Genomic DNA, 16437 nt, shown 5'->3' with positions numbered 1-16437 from the left:
CTAGCCCGGCAGGCTCACGCCCGCCGGCAGTCCCCAGGCGGCCGGGTAGCGCGGGCCGAGGAACAGCAGTCCGGCGGCCGGCGCGGTCGGACCGGCGACGCTGCGGTCGCGGCCGGCGAGCAGTTCGCCGACCCATTCCGCCGGCCGCTCGCCGCGGCCGACCGGCAGCAGGCTGCCGACGATGTTGCGCACCATGTGATGCAGGAAGGCATTCGCCTGCACTTCCACGATCACCTGCTCGCCTTCGCGCACGACACTGATCTGCTGCAGTTCGCGCACCGGATGCGGCGCCTGGCAGTGCACCGTGCGGAAGGCGCTGAAGTCGTGTTCGCCGACCAGCGCCTGCGCGGCGGCATGCATCGCCGCGGCGTCCAGCGGCAGCCGCTCCCAGGTGAGGTGCTCGCGCAGCAGCGCCGGCCGCACGGCGCGGTTGAGGATGCGGTAGCGGTAACGGCGCGCACGCGCCGAATAGCGGGCGTGGAAGTCGTCGGGAACCGGCATCGCCCAGAGCACGGACACCGAGCGCGCCAGCCGGCTGTTCATGCCCTGGCGCAGCGCGTAGGGCGTGCGCGGCGCCTCGCTGTCGAAATGCACGACCTGGCAGGCCGCGTGCACGCCGGCATCGGTGCGGCCGGCGCAGGTGACGTCGACCGGGTGGTCGAGCACGAAACCGAGGGCGGCTTCGACCTCCGCCTGCACCGACGGCCCATGCTTGAGCCGCTGCCAGCCGGAGAACCCGCTGCCGTCGTATTCGATGCCGAGGGCGTGCCGCATGCGCGTGGCCGGACCAGGCCGCCCGGCCCTTCAGGCGCCGGGACGGTGAGCGGTGCTCAGCCGATCTCCTGCAGCAGTTGCCGCGCCTTCTCGCGCCCCGCCGGCCCGGCTTCGGCGATGACTTCCTCGAGCATGCCGCGGGCGCCGTCGACATCGCCGATGTCGAGGTAGGCGCGCGCGAGTTCGATCTTGGTCTCGCTGCCGTCGTCCTCGGCCGTGGCGCCGCGACGCAGGTCGAGTTCGATGTCGTCGTCGAGCGCGCTGGTGTCCGCCGGCGGCATCGACGCCGGCGTCAGGTCGGCTTCGAGCGCGCGCAGTTCCTCTTCCAGCGTCGCGGCGGTGACCGGCGGGGCGGCGACCGGGGCGGCGACGTCCGCGGGCATCGCCGGCGCGACCGCGACGGGCGCTTCGGGTTCGGGTTCGGGTTGCGGTTCCAGCTCGGGTTGCGGCTCCGGCGAGGGGGCCGGCGCGACGGCAGGCGCCGGCGCGGTGATCGGACCCTGGACGCGGTCGCCGGCGAATTTCGGCGTGTTCCAGCCGGCCTGGCTGAACAGCGGATTGCCCGGCGACAGCGCGACGCCCATCACCACCGCCTCGCGCCAGCGCGGATCGAGGGTGCTGCGCACGTGGCTGCGCATCGCCTGCGCCGCCGCCTCGAACTCGCCGACGCGGTGGTAGGAGTACAGATGGCGCAGCAGGCTGATGTGCGCCTCGAGGTCGTCCGGGCGGTCGCGCACGGCCTGTTCGAGCCGCGCCTGCACCGGATCGCCGCCGATCGTCTCCTCGTCCTCGACGGCGGCTCCGGCGTCCTCGGTGATCGCCGTTTCCCCGCCCACCGCATCGCCCGCGTCCTCCGGCGAGCGCGCGGCGACGGTCGCGCGGAACGCGTCGTCGTCGGAAATGCGGCGGCCGACGACGGTCGGCGCCGGTGAGCGGCGGCCGCGCAATGCCATCACCAGGCCGCCGAGCAGGATCAGCAGGCCACCGGCGAGCACGAACGGGTTCAGGTACCAGGGCGTCGCCGCGGCCTCGGCCGGTGCCGGCGCATCGGCGGTGGCCGGCGCCGCGTCGGGCGCCGGCGCCTCCGCTGCCGCGGCCGCTTCGCGCGCGGCGAGCTGGTCCTGCAGCGCCTGCAGGCGGCTGCTCTGCATCGCGATCAGGCGTTCGGTGTCGCTGCGTTCGCTCTCGAGTTCGTCGAGTTGCGAGGTGAGCTCGGCGACCTCGGCACTGCGCGCGGCAAGGTCCTCGCGCGCCTGGGTCAGTTCGGCTCGCAGCTCGCTGCCAGTGCCGGAGTCGCTGGCACCGGACTGCGCCGCCGGGCTGGCCGACGGATCGCCACCGGGCGGCGCGATCTCCAGGCGGCCCGCCGGTGCCGGCGTGCGCGTGGCCGGTGTGGGCGCACGTGCCGCGGCAGCGTCGACGGTCTCCACCGCCGGCTGCGGTACCGGCCGGCGCCGGCTCTGCCAGGCGTCGTTCTGCTGGCGCACCAGCAGCGCGGCTTCCTGATCGCTCAGCGCGGCGATCGCCTCGCTGCCGGGAATCCGCAGCACCGCGCCGCTCTTGAGCAGGTTGATGTTGTCGTCGATGAAGGCTTCCGGATTCGTGCGCTGCAGCGCCACCATCATCCGGTTGATGCTGATGCCGCGGCCTTCGCGGGCGCGTTCGGCGATCGCCCACAGCGTCTGGCCGTCGGCGACGGTGATGTCTCCCGCCACCGGTTCCGGCGCCGGTGGCGACGCGACCGGCTGTGGCTGTGGCTGTGGCTGTGGCTGCGACTGCGGCTGCGGCGCGGGCTGCGACGGCGGCGGCAGGGCTTGCGGTTGCGGCGGCAGTGCCTGCGGTTGCGGCTGCGGTGCGGCCGCGACCGGTGCCGGTTCGGGCCGCGGCGCCGGCTCGGGCGGCGGCAGCGGTTCGGGCTCGGCCAGTGGCGCCGGCTCGGCGGCCTGTGCGTCCGGAACGGCGCTGGTTTCCGGCTCGGTCGCGACCGGCAGCGCCGGTACCGGCGCCGGTGCAGCGACCGCCGGCGACGGCGGCGTGGCCAGCGGCCGCACCACCGCCGGCGCGATGTAGGGCGGGTCGATCAGCGCATTGAATTCGCGCACGACGCGGCCATTGCCCCACTCGGCCTCGATCAGGAACGTCAGGTAGGGCTCGTTGAAGCGGCCCGGCGTCGTCACCCGCACCACCGGCTGCCCGGCGGCGTTGCGGGTGACTTCCATCATCAGGTTGGCGGTGAGCCCGGCGGGGCGTTCGAGGCCGACGCGCGCGAAGGCCTCCGGCGACGCCAGCCGCACCTTCAGCTGGTCCAGTTCGCCGGACGATGCCGACAGGATCGGAATCTCGGCGACCAGCGGCTCGTTCAGGCCCGAGCGGACCTGGATCGCGCCGAGGCCGAGCGCGTGGGCGCTGCCGGCTCCCAGCGCCAGCGCCAGTGCCAGCGGAAGCTGAAGGTGCCTGATCTTCACGACGCGACTCTCCCCGTGGTGCCCCTGCGCCGCCGTTTCCCGGACGTGCGCGTGCTGGGGCAACGGCCGGAATATACCGGTCACGCGCGCTCGTTGACCACGATTTCCGCGAGCTGCACCGCATTCAGCGCCGCGCCCTTGCGGATGTTGTCGGAGACGATCCACAGGTCGAGCCCGCGCGGATGCGACGGATCCTCGCGCAGGCGGCCGACGTAAACGGCATCGGTGCCGGCGGCGTGCGTCACCGGCGTCGGATAGCCGCCGGGCTCGCGCTCGTCGATCACCTCGACGCCCGGCGCGGCCGCCAGCAGTTCGCGCGCCTCGTCGACGCCGAGCCTGCGCTTCGTCTCGATGTGCACGGCCTCGGAATGGCCGAAGAACACCGGCACCCGCACCGCGGTCGGGTTCACGCCGATCGCCTCGTCGCCGAGGATCTTGCGGGTCTCCCAGACCATCTTCATTTCCTCCTTCGTGAACCCGTTCTCGAGGAACTCGTCGATGTGCGGGATCAGGTTGAAGGCGATCTGCACCGGGAACTTCGCCGGTTCGTGCGGCTGGAAGTTGAGCATCGCCGCGGTCTGCCGGCCGAGCTCCTCCATGCCGCTGCGGCCGGCGCCGGACACCGACTGATAGGTGCAGACGTTGATGCGCTCGATGCCGGCGGCGCGGTGCAGCGGCGCGAGCGCCACCAGCATCTGCATCGTCGAGCAGTTCGGATTGGCGATGATGCCGCGCGGGCGGTTCGCGCACTGCTCCGGATTGACCTCGGCGACCACCAGCGGCACGTCGTCGTCGTAGCGGAAGGCCGAACTGTTGTCGATCACGACGGCGCCCGCGGCGGCGAACTTCGGCGCGTACTTCTTCGACACGCCAGCGCCCGCGGAGAACAGCGCGATGTCGATCCCCGCCGGGTCGAAGTCCGCGAGGTCGCGCACGACGATCGCGCGGCCGTTCCACTCGACGGTCTCGCCGGCCGAGCGCTCGCTGGCCAGCAGGTGCAGCTCGCCGACCGGGAACCCGCGCTCGGCGAGGATCGCCAGCATCGCCTCGCCGACCGCCCCGGTCGCCCCCACCACCGCCACGTTGTACCTGCTGCTCATCGACTGGATCCTGGAATGGACAACGGATCAGAGCCGATCAAGGCCGATCGAACCGGTTCCGCAGCCGCATCGGGCTTATCGGCTCTTTCCGTTGTGCTGGTTTTTTCGCTTGCCGCGGAGGTTGCCGTCCCACGGTGGCGCCGATGTGGCGGAATCATGGCGACGACGGGACGCGCGGGGTGGGCTGGAAGACGTCGGCGCACTGGGCGCGGTGGCGCAGGGCGTGGTCCATCAGCACCAGCGCCAGCATCGCCTCGCAGATCGGCGGCGCGCGCAGGCCGACGCAGGGGTCGTGGCGGCCGGTGGTCACGACCTCGACCGGTTCGCCGCGCACGTCGACGCTGGCCACCGGCAGGCGCAGGCTCGACGTCGGCTTGAAGGCGATGCCGACCTCGATGTCCTGGCCACTGCTGATGCCGCCGAGGATGCCGCCGGCGTGATTGCTCAGGAAGCCTTCCGGAGTGATCGCATCCCGGTGGCGCGTGCCGAACTGGCCGACCGCGGCGAACCCTGCGCCGATCTCGACGCCCTTCACCGCGTTGATCGACATCATCGCCGCGGCGATCTCGGCGTCGAGCTTGCCGTAGACCGGTGCACCCCAGCCCGGCGGCACCCCGGTGGCGCTGCAGCGCACCTTCGCGCCGACCGAATCGCCGGACTTGCGCAGGCTGTCCAGGAAGGCCTCGAGTTCGCCGATCTGGCCGGGATCCGGCCAGCAGAACGGGTTGTCGTCGACCCCGTTCCAGCCGAACGCGCGCGGGACGATGTCGCCGATCTGCACGACGCAGGCGCGCACGCGCACGCCGTGGCGCTCGGCCAGCCATTTCTTCGCGATCACGCCGGCGGCGACGCGCATCGTCGTCTCCCGCGCCGAGCTGCGGCCGCCGCCACGCGGATCGCGATGGCCGTATTTCTGCTGGTAGGTGTAATCGGCGTGGCCGGGGCGGAACCGTTCGGCGATCGCCGCGTAGTCCTTGCTGCGCGCGTCGGTGTTGCGGATCAGCAGCGCGACCGGGGTGCCGGTGGTGACGCCTTCGTACACGCCCGAGAGGATCTCGACCTCGTCGGCCTCGCGCCGCTGCGAGGTATGGCGCGAGCGGCCGGTGGCGCGCCGTTCGAGATCGGCGCGGAAGTCTTCCGGCGAAATCGCGATGCCCGGCGGCAGGCCGTCGAGCACGCAGCCGATCGCCGGTCCGTGGCTTTCGCCGAACGTGGTCAGCCGCAGCAGGCGGCCGAAGCTGTTGTCGCTCACGGGCGCGCCTCAGCGCCGGCGCGCATCGGCCAGCTCGCGGATGCGCGCATGGTGTTCGACGAGGTCGTCGCGCTCGATCACGAAAATGCCCATCTGCCCGACCCGGAATTCGACCCAGGCGAAGGGCAGCTGCGGCAGCAGATCGACCAGCGCGCGCTCGCTCTCGCCGACCTCGCAGATCAGCAGGCCGTGTTCGCTGAGGTGGGCGGGCGCGTCGCGCAGGATCTCCAGCGCGAGGTCGAGGCCGTCGTCGCCGGCGCGCAGGCCGAGTTCGGGCTCGTGCCCGTATTCCGCCGGCAGCGCATCGGTTTCGGCGTGGGTGACATAGGGCGGGTTGGTGACGATCAGGTCGTAGACCTCGCCCTCGAGCTGGCGGAACAGGTCCGACTTCAGCAGCCGCACGTTGCGCGTCTCCAGCCGCTCGACGTTCTCGCGCGCCAGCGACAGCGCGGCCTCGTCGATGTCGACGCAGTCCACCTGCCAGTGCGGGTGGTAGTGCGCGGTGGCGATGCCGATGCAGCCGGAGCCGGTGCACAGGTCGAGCGCGCGCTGCACCTCGCGGCCGCCGAGCCAGGGCTCGAAGCCGGCCTCGATCAGTTCGGCGATCGGCGAACGCGGCACCAGCGCGCGCGGGTCGGACTTGAAGCTCAGGCCGGCGAACCAGGCCTCACCGGTGAGGTAGCAGGCCGGGATGCGCTCGTTGATGCGGCGCGTGAACAGCGCCAGCACGTCCTGCTTCTCCTCGGCCGTGAGTTTCGCCTGGCCGTAGGCCGGGCCGAGGTCGTGCGGCAGGTGCAGCGCATGCAGCACCAGCTGGGTCGCCTCGTCGAGGGCGTTGTCCATGCTGTGCCCGAAGCTCAGGCCGGCGGCATTGAAACGGCTGGCGCCGTAGCGGATGAAATCGACGATCGTGGCGAGTTCCGTCGTCATGTGTACCCGTCCTTCGCAAGGCCGCGAGTATAGCGGCACGGGGGCTATACTTCCCGGCCGCCGAACGTCCGGAGACGCCGTGTTCAACCGCACGAACCTGCTGATCGTCCTGGTGGCGCTGTGCGCCGGCCTGGGGCTGTGGGCGGGACGCCTGTATTTCGACGCATCGGCCGCGCGTGCCGGGGTCGGGCCGCCGGCCACGGCGGAGACGCCGGCCGTCGCCCAGGAACGCCTGCGCAGCGTGCGCCTGCACGCGCCGCGTCCTTTGGACCCGTTCGTGCTGCAGCAATCCGACGGCAGCCCGCTCGAGCCGGCCGACCTGCGCGGGCGCTGGACGATCGTATTCCTCGGTTTCACCCATTGCCCGGACGTCTGCCCGACCACGCTGCAGGACCTGGCGAAGGCGCAGCGGCAGTGGGAAGCGCTGCCGGAAGCGATCCGGCCGCAGGTGCTGTTCGTGTCCGTCGATCCGGAGCGCGACACGCCGGAGAAGACGGGCCAGTACGCCGCGTTCTTCCACCCGGAAACCCTCGCCGCGACCGCGCCGGAGCCGGCGCTGCAGCAGTTCGCCGCCGGCCTCGGCCTCGTCTACATGAAGGTCGCCACGGCGGCCGGCGACTACACGATGGACCACAGCGCGACCCTCGTCGTGCTCGATCCGCAGGGCCGCCGCACCGGCGTGATCCAGCCGCAGCACGCGCCGCAACCGCCGCTGGATCCGGAAGCGATCGCCGCCGACCTCGCCCTGCTCGCCACGGAGGCGCCATGAGCCTGAAGGTCTGGCTGCAGCACGCGCTGCCGCACCGCCTGCTGTCGAAGCTGGCGTACTCGGCGGCGCGTACGCGCACGCCGTGGTTCAAGGACTGGCTGATCGGGCTGGTGATCCGCCGCTTCGGCGTCGACATGAGCGAGGCCGCGGATCCCGATCCGCGCAGCTACCTGCACTTCAATGCCTTCTTCACCCGCGAGCTGCGCCCCGATGCGCGCCGCTGCGAGGCCGATCCGGACGCGCTGGTGATGCCGGCCGACGGCAAGGTCAGCCAGATCGGCCGCATCGAGGAAGGCCGCATCTTCCAGGCCAAGGGCCACGCCTTCACCGCCACCGAGCTGCTCGGCGACGCCCACTTCGCCGCCGCCTATGCCGACGGCTGGTTCGCCAACATCTACCTGTCGCCGCGCGACTACCACCGCGTGCACATGCCGTGGACCGGCACCCTGGTCGAGACGCTGCACGTGCCCGGGCGGTTGTTCACGGTGGCGCCCTGGGGCGTGCAGGCGATCCCGCGCCTGTTCGCACGCAACGAGCGCCTGGTCTGCCACTTCGACACCGACTTCGGGCCGATGTGCGTGGTGATGGTCGGCGCGCTGCTGGTGTCCGGTGTCGAGACGGTGTGGAACGGGGTCGAGATCCCGGCCTACGCGAGCCGGCCGGTCCGCCGCGACTGGCGCGGCCATGGCGTGAGCCTGCAGCGCTTCGCCGAGATGGCCCGCTTCAACTACGGCTCGACGGTGATCATGCTGTTCCCGCGCGAGGCGGTGGCCCTGGAGGCCCTGCCGACCGAGACGGTGACCCGGCTCGGCGGTCGCCTCGGCACGGTGTTGCGGCGGCGGCCGCAGGCGGAGAACGGGCAGGCCTGAGGAGGCGCGCGATGGGCACCAACCAGCACGCGATCCGCCTTTTCCAGACCCTCGAGCACGCCTGCGGCTATTGGCCCGACCGGCTCAGCCGCGACCTGATCGTCGACCCCGCCGACCCGCAGCTGCCGAGCCTGTTCGCGCAGGCGCTGGCGATGGGCTTCCGCCGTTCCGGCGGCCACGTCTACCGGCCCTACTGCAGCGGCTGCCGAGCCTGCATCTCGGTGCGGGTGCCGGTCGCGCGCTTCGCGCCGAACCGCACGCAGCGGCGCTGCCTGGCGCGCAATGCCGACCTGGGCGTGCGCATCGCCGCGCCGCGGCGCACGGCCGAGAACTTCGCGCTGTATCGCCGCTATCTCGATGCCCGCCACCGCGGTGGCGGCATGGACGATCCGCTGCCGGAGAACTTCGACGGTTTCCTGTCCTGCGCCTGGAGCCCGACCGAGTTCATGGAATTCCGCCTCGACGGGCGCCTGGTCGCGCTCGCGGTCACCGACGTCGTGCCGGACGCGCTGTCGGCGGTCTACACCTTCTACGATCCCGAACTCGCCGGGCGCAGCCTCGGCGCCTATGCGCTGCTGCGGCAGATCCAGCGCGCGCGCGACGAAGGCCGCCGCCACGTCTATCTCGGCTTCTGGCTCGCCGACCACCCGAAGATGGCCTACAAGCGCCAGTACCGCCCGCTGGAATACCTCGACGGCGCCGAGTGGCGGCCGTTGCCCGAAACGTGACGGCGCGCCGCCACGCCCCCGAATCGAATGCCTGGAGCACGACCCCGATGCGACTCCTGCTTACCGCCGCGCTGCTGTCGGCGCTCGCCATGAGCGGCTGCCGGTCCAGCGGTGACCCCGCCACCGACGCACTGCCGGCCGCGACCGGCGAGGCGACGGCACCCGCGAAGGCCGACATCGCCGTCCCGCCGCTGCCGGCACCGGCGCCCGGCCACGTGCGCTTCGCGACCTACAACACGTCGCTGTATTCCGACGAGGACGGCGGCCTGTTGCGCCGCCTGCAGGCCGGCGATGCCGACGCCGCGAAGATCGCCGCGGTGATCCAGCACGTGCGTCCGGACGTGCTGCTGCTCAACGAGTTCGACTACGACCCGGACGGCGCCGCGGCCGAAGCATTCGTTCGCGACTACCTCGGTGTCGGCCAGCACGGGCAGCAGGCGATCGCCTATCCCTACCGCTACGCCGCCGAGGTGAATACCGGCGTGCCGAGCGGCCTCGACCTCGACGGCAACGGCGTCGTCGGCGGCGACGGCCGCGTGCGCGGCAACGATGCCTGGGGCTACGGCCTGCACCCGGGCCAGTACGGGATGCTGGTGCTGTCGCGCTTCCCGCTCGACGCCGACGCGGTGCGCAGCTTCCGTCTGCTGAAGTGGAGCAGCCTGCCCGGCGCGAAGGCGCCGGTGTTCCCCGACACCGGCCTGCCGTTCTACCCGACCGAGGTCTGGACGGCGCTGCGCCTGAGCTCGAAGTCGCACTGGGACCTGCCGGTCGAAACGCCGTTCGGGCGCGTGCACTTCCTGGTCGCGCACCCGACCCCGCCGGCCTTCGACGGCCCCGAGAAGCGCAACGCCGCCCGCAACCACGACGAGATCCGGCTGTGGGCCGACTACCTCGACGACGCGCCGTCCGACGCCGCCTGGCTGTGCGACGACGCCGGCCGCTGCGGCGGCCTCGCCGGAAGCGAGCGTTTCGTGATCGCCGGCGACTACAACGCCGATCCCGCCGACGGCGGCAGCCTGCCCGGCGCGATCCAGCAGCTGCTCGAACACCCGCGGGTGCTGCGGATGGCGTCGCCGCGCAGCCCCGGCGCGATCGCCGCGTCGGCGGCATCCGGCGGCGACGGCCACCAGGGCTTCGCCGGCCACGACACCGCCGACTTCGGCCGCGGCCGCTACCGCGTCGACTACGTGCTGCCGTCGACCGGCCTGCGCGCACCGGCCAGCGGCGTGTTCTGGCCCGCGCCCGGCCAGCCCGGCGCCGACTGGGCCGCGGCCAGCGACCATCATCTGGTGTGGGTCGATGTCGAAGGCGACTGACCAACGACGAGTAACGAGCGAAGAGCGAAGAGCAACGAGTAACGAGTAACGAGTAGAAGCTCGCGCCAAAGGCGCGGGCCCTCACTCGTTACTCGTTGCTCTCCACTCGTCACTCGCTGCTGAGCGCCACCCCCAGCGCCGCCGCCCCCCGCCGCGCCTTCCCGCGGGCGCCGTCGACGTCGGCGGCGCGGGCGAGCGTCACGGCGACGCGGCGCTGGCCTTCGACCCGCGGCTTGCCGAACAGGCGCAGCGCGGTGTCGGGTTCGGCGAGCGCGGCATCGACGTTCGAAAAGACCGGCACGCCGTGGCCTTCGGCGAGCACCGCGCAGGAGGCGGCCGGGCCGAGGGTGGCGATGTTCGGGATCGGCAGCCCGAGGATCGCGCGGGCATGCAGCGCGAACTGGCTCAGTTCCTGGCCGATCATCGTGACCATGCCGGTGTCGTGCGGGCGCGGCGAAACCTCGCTGAACCAGACCTCGTCACCGCGCACGAACAGCTCGACGCCGAACACGCCCCAGCCGCCGAGTTCGCCGGTGATCGTCGCGGCGATCCCGCGCGCGCGTTCCAGTGCCTTCGCCGACATCGGCTGCGGCATCCAGCTTTCGCGGTAGTCACCGGCGACCTGCAGGTGGCCGATCGGGTCGCAGAAGGCGACGCCGTCGCGGTGGCGAACGGTCAGCAGGGTGATCTCGTACTCGAAGTCGACGAAGCCCTCGACGATGCAGCGCCCCTGGCCGGCGCGGCCGCCGGTCTGCGCATGGTCCCAGGCGGTGTCGATGTCGGCCTCGCTGCGCACCGTGCTCTGGCCCTTGCCGCTCGAGGACATCACCGGCTTGACCACGCAGGGCAGGCCGATCGCGCGCACGGCCTCGAGGTATTCCTCGCGGCTGTCGACGAAGCGGTAGGGCGAGGTCGGCAGCCCGAGCGTCTCGGCAGCGAGCCGGCGGATGCCCTCACGATCCATCGTCAGGCGCGCGGCGCGAGCGGTCGGGATAACCCGCTGGCCACGCTCGGCCTCGAGTTCGACCAGGGTCGGCGTGTGGATCGCCTCGATCTCGGGCACGACGATGTCGGGCTTCTCGTGTGCGATCAGGTCGCGCAATGCCGCCGGGTCGAGCATGTTCAGGGTGTGGCAGCGGTGCGCGACCTGCATCGCCGGTGCGTCGCCGTAGCGGTCGGCGGCGATCACCTCGACACCGAAGCGCTGCAGCTCGATCGCGACCTCCTTGCCGAGTTCGCCGGCGCCGAGCAGCAGCACGCGGGTCGCGTGCGGGGACAGCGGGGTACCGAGGGTCGCGGAAGCAGGAGCGGTCATGGGCGGCAGCGGCAGCGGAAGGAGCCGCGATTGTAGTTTCTCCGTCCCGCGCCGGCGGACAGCCGCACTGCCGGGTGCAGCCGCGCTTGCGCTTCTGGCATCCTCGGGGCCCCTTTCGCATCCGCCGTTGCATGCGTCCGTCGACCCTCTTCCTGCTCGCGTCCCTGCTCGTCGCCGCACCCGCCGAAGCCATGCACTGGCGTGGCGCCGAGCCCGCGGGCCTGCTCACCGATCCGCGGATCGGCGAGCTCAGCGGCCTGGCCGCGTCGCGCCGGCATCCGGGCCGGTTCTGGGCGCTCAACGACAGCGGCGCCAGCGCGACGCTGCACCTGCTGGATCCGGACGGCAGCCATCGCGGCAGCGCCGAGCTCGCCGACACGCGCAACATCGACTGGGAAGACCTCGCCTCGTTCCGGCTCGACGGCCGTGACTACCTGCTGATCGCCGATACCGGCGACAACGGCGGCCTGCGCGCCGAGGTGCGCCTGCACGTGCTCGAGGAACCGGACGCCGGCGAAACCGCGCCGGTGGCGTGGACGCTGCGCTTCCGCTGGCCGGACGGCCCGCGCGACTGCGAGGCGGTGACGGTCGATCCCGAGCGTGGCGAGGTGCTGCTGATCACCAAGAAACGCGTGCCGGCCGAGCTCTACCGCCTGCCGCTGCGCCCGCCGGCCGGCAGCCCGGACGTGCTGGTCGCAGAACGCCTGGGCCGGCTGCAGGGGATCCAGCAGCCGACTGCCGAGGACCTGCGCCGCAGCCCGACCTGGGGCCGCTACCGTGCCCAGATCACCGGCGCCGCGCTGAGTCCCAACGGCCGCCTGCTGGCGGTGCTGAACTATCGCGCGCTGTATTTCGTCGTCCGTCCCGAGGACGGCGACTGGGCCGATGCCCTCGCCCGGCCACTGCCCTCGCTGCCGCTGCCCTTCACCCCACAGGCCGAGGCGGTCGCCTTCAGCCTCGACGGCCGCGCCCTGCTGGTAGGCAGCGAGCAGCTGCCCTCGCCGCTCTGGTGGTTCCGGATCGTCGACTGACCGCTCTTGCAATCTGATATCACCGTGATATCTTCCTCTCACACTCGGGAGGAAATGTCATGAAAGAGCTCACCGTCCGTTCGCTGCCCGGCATCCCGGCGCTGCTCGGCCTGATCCTGCTGATCGTGCTGGCCATCGTCGTCTTCATCGCCGGCGTGCAGCAGCCGCAGCCGGTCGTGGTGATCGCGGGCATCCTGCTCGCCGTGGTCGCGATGGTCTCGCTGGGCGGCTTCTACATGGTCGAACCCAACCAGGCGGCGGTGCTGAGCCTGTTCGGCAAGTACGTCGGCACCGTCAAGGAACAGGGCCTGCGCTGGAACAACCCCTTCTACTCGGCGCAGAAGGTCAGCCTGCGCGTGCGCAACTTCGAGAGCGGCAAGCTGAAGGTGAACGACTCCGACGGCAGCCCGATCGAGATCGGCGCGGTGATCGTCTGGCAGGTCGTCGATTCCGCGGAGGCGGTCTACAACGTCGACGACTACGAGAGCTTCGTGCACATCCAGTCGGAAGCCGCGCTGCGCGCGATGGCCACCAGCTATCCCTACGACCTGCACGACGACGGCCGCATCGCCCTGCGCTCGCACGCGACCGAGATCTCGAAGCACCTGACCGACGAGATCCAGGAGCGCCTGGCCCAGGCCGGCGTGCACGTGATCGAGGCGCGCATCAGCCACCTCGCCTACGCCCCGGAGATCGCCCAGGCGATGCTGCAGCGCCAGCAGGCCTCCGCGATCATCGCCGCCCGCACCCGCATCGTCGAAGGCGCGGTCAGCATGGTCGAGATGGCGCTGGAACAGCTGTCGGCGCGCAACGTCGTCGAGCTCGACCCGGAGCGGCGCGCGGTGATGGTCAGCAACCTGCTGGTCGTGCTCTGCGGCGAGCGCGGTACGCAGCCGGTCGTCAACGCCGGCTCCATCTACTGAGGTGAGCGCGAAGAAAGCCTATCCGCTGCGCATCAGCGCACCGGTGCTCGAGGCGCTGCAGCTGTGGGCGGACGACGAGCTGCGTTCGCTGAACGCGCAGATCGAGTACGTGCTGCGCGATGCGCTGCGGCGGGCCGGCCGCCTGCCGAAACCCGACCAGTCCGGGGACGCGTCCCCGGGCGACGAGGAGACCTGACATGGCCTGGCGCAATTTCGCCCTGCCGCCGCTCGGCAAGGCCACCGTGGCGACGGTACTGGCGGTCGGCGGTGGCGTTCCGCTCGGGGTCGCGGTGCTGATGGCGGTGCGGGCGCAGGAAGACGCGCTGACGCCGCTCGGCGCGCTCGCGGGACTGGCGATGTCGATGCTGATCGTCTGCGCGATCCTGCTGCCGCTGCTGCGCCGCCGGGTCGCTTTCGACGGACGGTCGATCCGCGTGTCGGCGGCCTGGTTCTCGCGGACCGCGGCGGTGGCGGACTTCGACCTCGACAAGGCACGCATCGTCGACCTGCGCGAGCGCACCGAATTGCGGCCGTGGCTGAAGACGCTGGGCTTCTCCCTGCCCGGCCTGCGCGCCGGCCATTACCGCAGCCGCGATCGCCGCAAGGTCTTCTGCCTGGTCACCGATCCGGCGAAGGTGCTGGTGCTGTCGCACGCGGACGGAACGGTGTGGCTGCTAAGCTTCCGCAACCCGCAGGCGGTGCTCGACGTCCTCCGCAGCGTCGCGGGCTGAACCGGCCGGAGCCGGAAGGGCGGGCGAATGCACTGGCTGGTCGTGGGCGGCGGAATCGTGCTGGTGGTGGCGCTGGTGCTGCTGCGCCGGCGGCTGATGGACGACGCCGGACCCGGCCGGGTCAGCACGGTCGACCCGATGCCCTGGGACGGCAGCCCGCGCCGCGCCAGCGACCGCGAGCCGGAACGCCGCGACACCGGCGACCGCGACGCCGACTGACGGAAGCCCGACGCCGTGCGCCGCGCGCCGACCTCCCTGCTGAACAGCGAAACGATCGAAGCCTGGCCGGCGTGGCTGCTGCGCGCGCGCGGCAATGCCGATGCCCGCGCCCTCGCCCATGCCGACTGGTGCCTGCGGCGGAAGGCCGACGGGCGCTTCCTCGCGGCTTTCGGCCCACAGGGCCTGCATGCGCTGATGTCGCGGCTCGCGCGCGAGCCCGGCCTCGGCGCGATGCTCGAGCGGCTCGCGGTGTTCGACGCGCGCAAGCAGGCCGACGCCGGCGCGGTGCCGCTCGCCGGCCTGCAGGCGCGCCTGGGCGCGCTCGGCCTCGATGAAGTGGCCTACGCCGCCGACACCGGGCTCGCCCTCGTCGCCGAGCCCGACCGGCTGGAGTACGCCGGCCGCGACCGCTGGCGCCGGCCGCTCTGGCTGCGCGCTTCCGCCGCGGCCGCCTGGCAACGCATGCGCGCCGCCGCCGCGGTCGAAGGGATCACGATCCACGCGATCTCCGGCTGGCGCAGCCACGACTACCAGCTCGGCATCTTCGAACGGAAGCTCGCGCGCGGGCAGACGGTCGCGCAGATCCTCGCGGTCAATGCCGCCCCCGGCTACAGCGAACATCACGGCGGCGAGGCCCTCGACCTCGGTACGCCGGGCGAGCCGCCGGCGGAGGAAAGCTTCGAGACCACGCCGGCCTTCGCCTGGCTGCAGCGCCGCGCGGCTGGTTTCGGCTTCACGATGAGCTACCCGCGCGGCAATCCGCACGGGATCGTGTATGAGCCGTGGCATTGGCGGTGGAGCCGCGAGTAACGAGTAACGAGTAACGAGTAACGAGTAACGAGTGAAGGCGCGCGCCGTTGGTGCGGGCGCGCTGCGCGCCAGTGATCGCGGCTGAAGCCGCTCCTACTCGTTGCTCTCCACTCTCCACTCGCTAATCGCCCTGCGACCGCGGCACCGCCGCACCCTCGCCGTCGGCGATCCGCCACAGGTAGAGGCCGGCGAGCGTGCGGTACGGGCCCCAGGCTTCGCCGCGTTCGGCGAGTTCGCGCGGTTTCGGCAGGTCGTCGCGGCGATCGAGGATCATCGCGCCCTTGCGCACGCCGAGGTCGTCGACCGGCAGCACGTCGGGGCGGCCGAGGCGGAACATCAGCATCATCTCGACGGTCCAGCGGCCGATGCCACGCACCGCGGTCAGGCGCTCGATCATCGCGGCATCGGCCAGCGTCGCCATCTCGCGTACGCTCGGGATCCCGCCGGCGGCGGCACGCGCGGCGAGGTCGCGCAGCGCGGCGGTCTTGTTGCCGGAAACCCCGCAGGCGCGCAGGGTCGCGTCGTCGACCCGGCCCAGGGTGTCGGCATGCAGCTTCTTCGCGGCGATCGCCGCCTCGACGCGGCCGACGATCGTCGCCGCGGCCTTGCCCGACAGCTGCTGGTAGAGGATCGCGCGCGCCAGCGCATCGGTGGGATCGAAGGGCCGCCGCCAGCCGGCGGCGACGTCGAGCGGGCCGATACGGTCGATCCAGCGCCCGAAACGGCGGTCGCGGCGGCGCAGGTGGGCGATGCCGGCATCGAGATCGAAGCCGCGCGGATATCGGGCCATGGAGTCCTCAGCGACGCAGGGCGTCGCCGGCGATGATCAGCCAGGCCGCCATCAGCGACAAGCCGCCCGCCGGCGCCAGCCGCGTCGGCCACCCGGCGAGCGCGGCAGCGGCCAGGCTGCCGGCGAACAGCAGCATGCCGAACGCGAGCAGCGCCAGCGCCGCGAGTCGCAGCCGGCCCGCGCCGGGCGCCAGGAGCAGCAGCGCGAGACCATGCGCGAAGAAGAAGGCCGCGGCGATGCCGCCCCGCTGCGCCGCCGCGCCGTCGAGGCCGTGGCTGGCGTAGGCCGCGAGCCCGACCGCGAACGCACAGGCGACCGCGCCGAGGGCGGCGAGCCGGCGCGCGGCGCTTGCAGGCAGGCGCGGCGCGGTTCCGGACGACGCGGTTCCGGGCGGCACGACCGGCGACGTCATCGC

At 72.2% G+C, this 16437-nt stretch carries 17 protein-coding genes and 1 pseudogene; 10 read left to right on the top strand and 8 right to left on the bottom strand.

The window, feature by feature from the left end; all coding sequences use genetic code 11:
- The 5 genes from truA to prmB all read right to left on the bottom strand — a co-directional run bounded on the left by truA (position 1) and on the right by prmB (position 6521).
- Positions 1 to 774 carry a tRNA pseudouridine(38-40) synthase TruA gene (truA, locus tag K311_RS0100765; RefSeq protein ID WP_026815726.1) on the bottom strand — a complete coding sequence of 258 codons (774 nt, stop codon included), beginning with the start codon at positions 772 to 774 and terminating at the stop codon, positions 1 to 3.
- A 56-nt stretch (positions 775 to 830) separates the two neighbouring features.
- Positions 831 to 3239, bottom strand: a complete 2409-nt coding sequence (locus K311_RS0100760) for a motility hub landmark protein FimV (RefSeq protein WP_026815725.1) — start codon at positions 3237 to 3239, stop codon at positions 831 to 833.
- An 80-nt stretch (positions 3240 to 3319) separates the two neighbouring features.
- Positions 3320 to 4339, bottom strand: coding sequence for an aspartate-semialdehyde dehydrogenase (locus K311_RS0100755; protein ID WP_425476560.1), 1020 nt, complete (start codon positions 4337 to 4339; stop codon positions 3320 to 3322).
- 154 nt (positions 4340 to 4493) lie between these two features.
- Entirely contained in the window at positions 4494 to 5591 is a 1098-nt protein-coding gene (gene aroC, locus K311_RS0100750; protein WP_026815723.1) for a chorismate synthase, read from the bottom strand.
- 9 nt (positions 5592 to 5600) lie between these two features.
- The gene (prmB, locus tag K311_RS0100745; protein ID WP_026815722.1) at positions 5601 to 6521 is read right to left on the bottom strand and encodes a 50S ribosomal protein L3 N(5)-glutamine methyltransferase; all 921 of its coding nucleotides are present in this window, start codon (positions 6519 to 6521) and stop codon (positions 5601 to 5603) included.
- Between the two features lie 79 nt (positions 6522 to 6600).
- Between prmB and K311_RS0100740 the strand changes: the two genes are divergently transcribed.
- The 4 genes from K311_RS0100740 to K311_RS0100725 are packed head-to-tail and all read left to right on the top strand — an operon-like array spanning position 6601 to position 10203.
- Positions 6601 to 7290: an SCO family protein gene (locus K311_RS0100740; protein WP_026815721.1), complete on the top strand. Its 690-nt coding sequence runs from the start codon at positions 6601 to 6603 to the stop codon at positions 7288 to 7290.
- On the top strand, positions 7287 to 8159 hold the full coding sequence (gene asd, locus K311_RS0100735; RefSeq protein WP_026815720.1) for an archaetidylserine decarboxylase: 873 nt from the start codon (positions 7287 to 7289) through the stop codon (positions 8157 to 8159). The genes K311_RS0100740 and asd overlap by 4 nt, the downstream gene beginning before the upstream one ends.
- A gap of 11 nt (positions 8160 to 8170) precedes the next feature.
- The gene (locus K311_RS0100730) at positions 8171 to 8887 is read left to right on the top strand and encodes an arginyltransferase (protein WP_026815719.1); all 717 of its coding nucleotides are present in this window, start codon (positions 8171 to 8173) and stop codon (positions 8885 to 8887) included.
- Positions 8888 to 8934: 47 nt separating this feature from the next.
- Positions 8935 to 10203 (top strand): endonuclease/exonuclease/phosphatase family protein, encoded by a 1269-nt coding sequence (locus K311_RS0100725; RefSeq protein ID WP_081683210.1) that lies wholly within the window; start codon positions 8935 to 8937, stop codon positions 10201 to 10203.
- 109 nt (positions 10204 to 10312) lie between these two features.
- Here K311_RS0100725 and purT read toward each other — a convergent pair whose 3' ends face one another.
- A complete protein-coding gene (gene purT / locus K311_RS0100720) occupies positions 10313 to 11518 on the bottom strand; it encodes a formate-dependent phosphoribosylglycinamide formyltransferase (RefSeq protein ID WP_043797628.1) in 1206 nt (401 codons plus the stop codon).
- 131 nt (positions 11519 to 11649) lie between these two features.
- Between purT and K311_RS0100715 the strand changes: the two genes are divergently transcribed.
- From K311_RS0100715 to K311_RS0100690, 6 genes and pseudogenes are all read left to right on the top strand, one after another.
- Complete coding sequence (locus K311_RS0100715) at positions 11650 to 12549, top strand: esterase-like activity of phytase family protein (protein WP_026815716.1); 900 nt, start codon at positions 11650 to 11652, stop codon at positions 12547 to 12549.
- A gap of 233 nt (positions 12550 to 12782) precedes the next feature.
- A pseudogene (locus K311_RS0100710) lies at positions 12783 to 13472 on the top strand (SPFH domain-containing protein); the annotation flags it as partial.
- Position 13473: 1 nt separating this feature from the next.
- Entirely contained in the window at positions 13474 to 13668 is a 195-nt protein-coding gene (locus K311_RS0100705) for a type II toxin-antitoxin system antitoxin (protein WP_026815714.1), read from the top strand.
- A gap of 1 nt (position 13669) precedes the next feature.
- A complete protein-coding gene (locus K311_RS17310; RefSeq protein ID WP_051239347.1) occupies positions 13670 to 14203 on the top strand; it encodes a PH domain-containing protein in 534 nt (177 codons plus the stop codon).
- A gap of 27 nt (positions 14204 to 14230) precedes the next feature.
- A complete protein-coding gene (locus K311_RS0100695) occupies positions 14231 to 14422 on the top strand; it encodes a hypothetical protein (RefSeq protein WP_026815713.1) in 192 nt (63 codons plus the stop codon).
- A gap of 15 nt (positions 14423 to 14437) precedes the next feature.
- The gene (locus K311_RS0100690; RefSeq protein ID WP_026815712.1) at positions 14438 to 15232 is read left to right on the top strand and encodes a M15 family metallopeptidase; all 795 of its coding nucleotides are present in this window, start codon (positions 14438 to 14440) and stop codon (positions 15230 to 15232) included.
- Positions 15233 to 15353: 121 nt separating this feature from the next.
- On the opposite strand, the gene K311_RS0100685 is transcribed toward K311_RS0100690, so the two are convergent.
- Together K311_RS0100685 and K311_RS0100680 are read right to left on the bottom strand one after the other, a co-directional pair.
- Positions 15354 to 16022 (bottom strand): DNA-3-methyladenine glycosylase family protein, encoded by a 669-nt coding sequence (locus K311_RS0100685; RefSeq protein ID WP_026815711.1) that lies wholly within the window; start codon positions 16020 to 16022, stop codon positions 15354 to 15356.
- Between the two features lie 7 nt (positions 16023 to 16029).
- Positions 16030 to 16434 carry a DUF423 domain-containing protein gene (locus tag K311_RS0100680; protein ID WP_154659403.1) on the bottom strand — a complete coding sequence of 135 codons (405 nt, stop codon included), beginning with the start codon at positions 16432 to 16434 and terminating at the stop codon, positions 16030 to 16032.
- Positions 16435 to 16437: the final 3 nt, after the last annotated feature.

The organism is Arenimonas composti TR7-09 = DSM 18010, assembly GCF_000426365.1.
GTDB classification, from domain to species: domain Bacteria; phylum Pseudomonadota; class Gammaproteobacteria; order Xanthomonadales; family Xanthomonadaceae; genus Arenimonas; species Arenimonas composti.
The sequence above is the reverse complement of the archived record's forward strand: the minus strand, read 5'-3'. Positions and strand labels throughout refer to the sequence as shown.

What these genes read in the sequence shown, in the direction of transcription:
- truA (WP_026815726.1), bottom strand. Translation starts at nt 774, where the DNA reads ATGCGGCACGCCCTCGGCATCGAATACGACGGCAGCGGGTTCTCCGGC.
- K311_RS0100755 (WP_425476560.1), bottom strand. Translation starts at nt 4,339, where the DNA reads ATGAGCAGCAGGTACAACGTGGCGGTGGTGGGGGCGACCGGGGCGGTC.
- prmB (WP_026815722.1), bottom strand. Translation starts at nt 6,521, where the DNA reads ATGACGACGGAACTCGCCACGATCGTCGATTTCATCCGCTACGGCGCC.
- asd (WP_026815720.1), top strand. Translation starts at nt 7,287, where the DNA reads ATGAGCCTGAAGGTCTGGCTGCAGCACGCGCTGCCGCACCGCCTGCTG.
- K311_RS0100730 (WP_026815719.1), top strand. Translation starts at nt 8,171, where the DNA reads ATGGGCACCAACCAGCACGCGATCCGCCTTTTCCAGACCCTCGAGCAC.
- K311_RS0100725 (WP_081683210.1), top strand. Translation starts at nt 8,935, where the DNA reads ATGCGACTCCTGCTTACCGCCGCGCTGCTGTCGGCGCTCGCCATGAGC.
- purT (WP_043797628.1), bottom strand. Translation starts at nt 11,518, where the DNA reads ATGACCGCTCCTGCTTCCGCGACCCTCGGTACCCCGCTGTCCCCGCAC.
- K311_RS0100715 (WP_026815716.1), top strand. Translation starts at nt 11,650, where the DNA reads ATGCGTCCGTCGACCCTCTTCCTGCTCGCGTCCCTGCTCGTCGCCGCA.
- K311_RS17310 (WP_051239347.1), top strand. Translation starts at nt 13,670, where the DNA reads ATGGCCTGGCGCAATTTCGCCCTGCCGCCGCTCGGCAAGGCCACCGTG.
- K311_RS0100695 (WP_026815713.1), top strand. Translation starts at nt 14,231, where the DNA reads ATGCACTGGCTGGTCGTGGGCGGCGGAATCGTGCTGGTGGTGGCGCTG.
- K311_RS0100685 (WP_026815711.1), bottom strand. Translation starts at nt 16,022, where the DNA reads ATGGCCCGATATCCGCGCGGCTTCGATCTCGATGCCGGCATCGCCCAC.
- K311_RS0100680 (WP_154659403.1), bottom strand. Translation starts at nt 16,434, where the DNA reads ATGACGTCGCCGGTCGTGCCGCCCGGAACCGCGTCGTCCGGAACCGCG.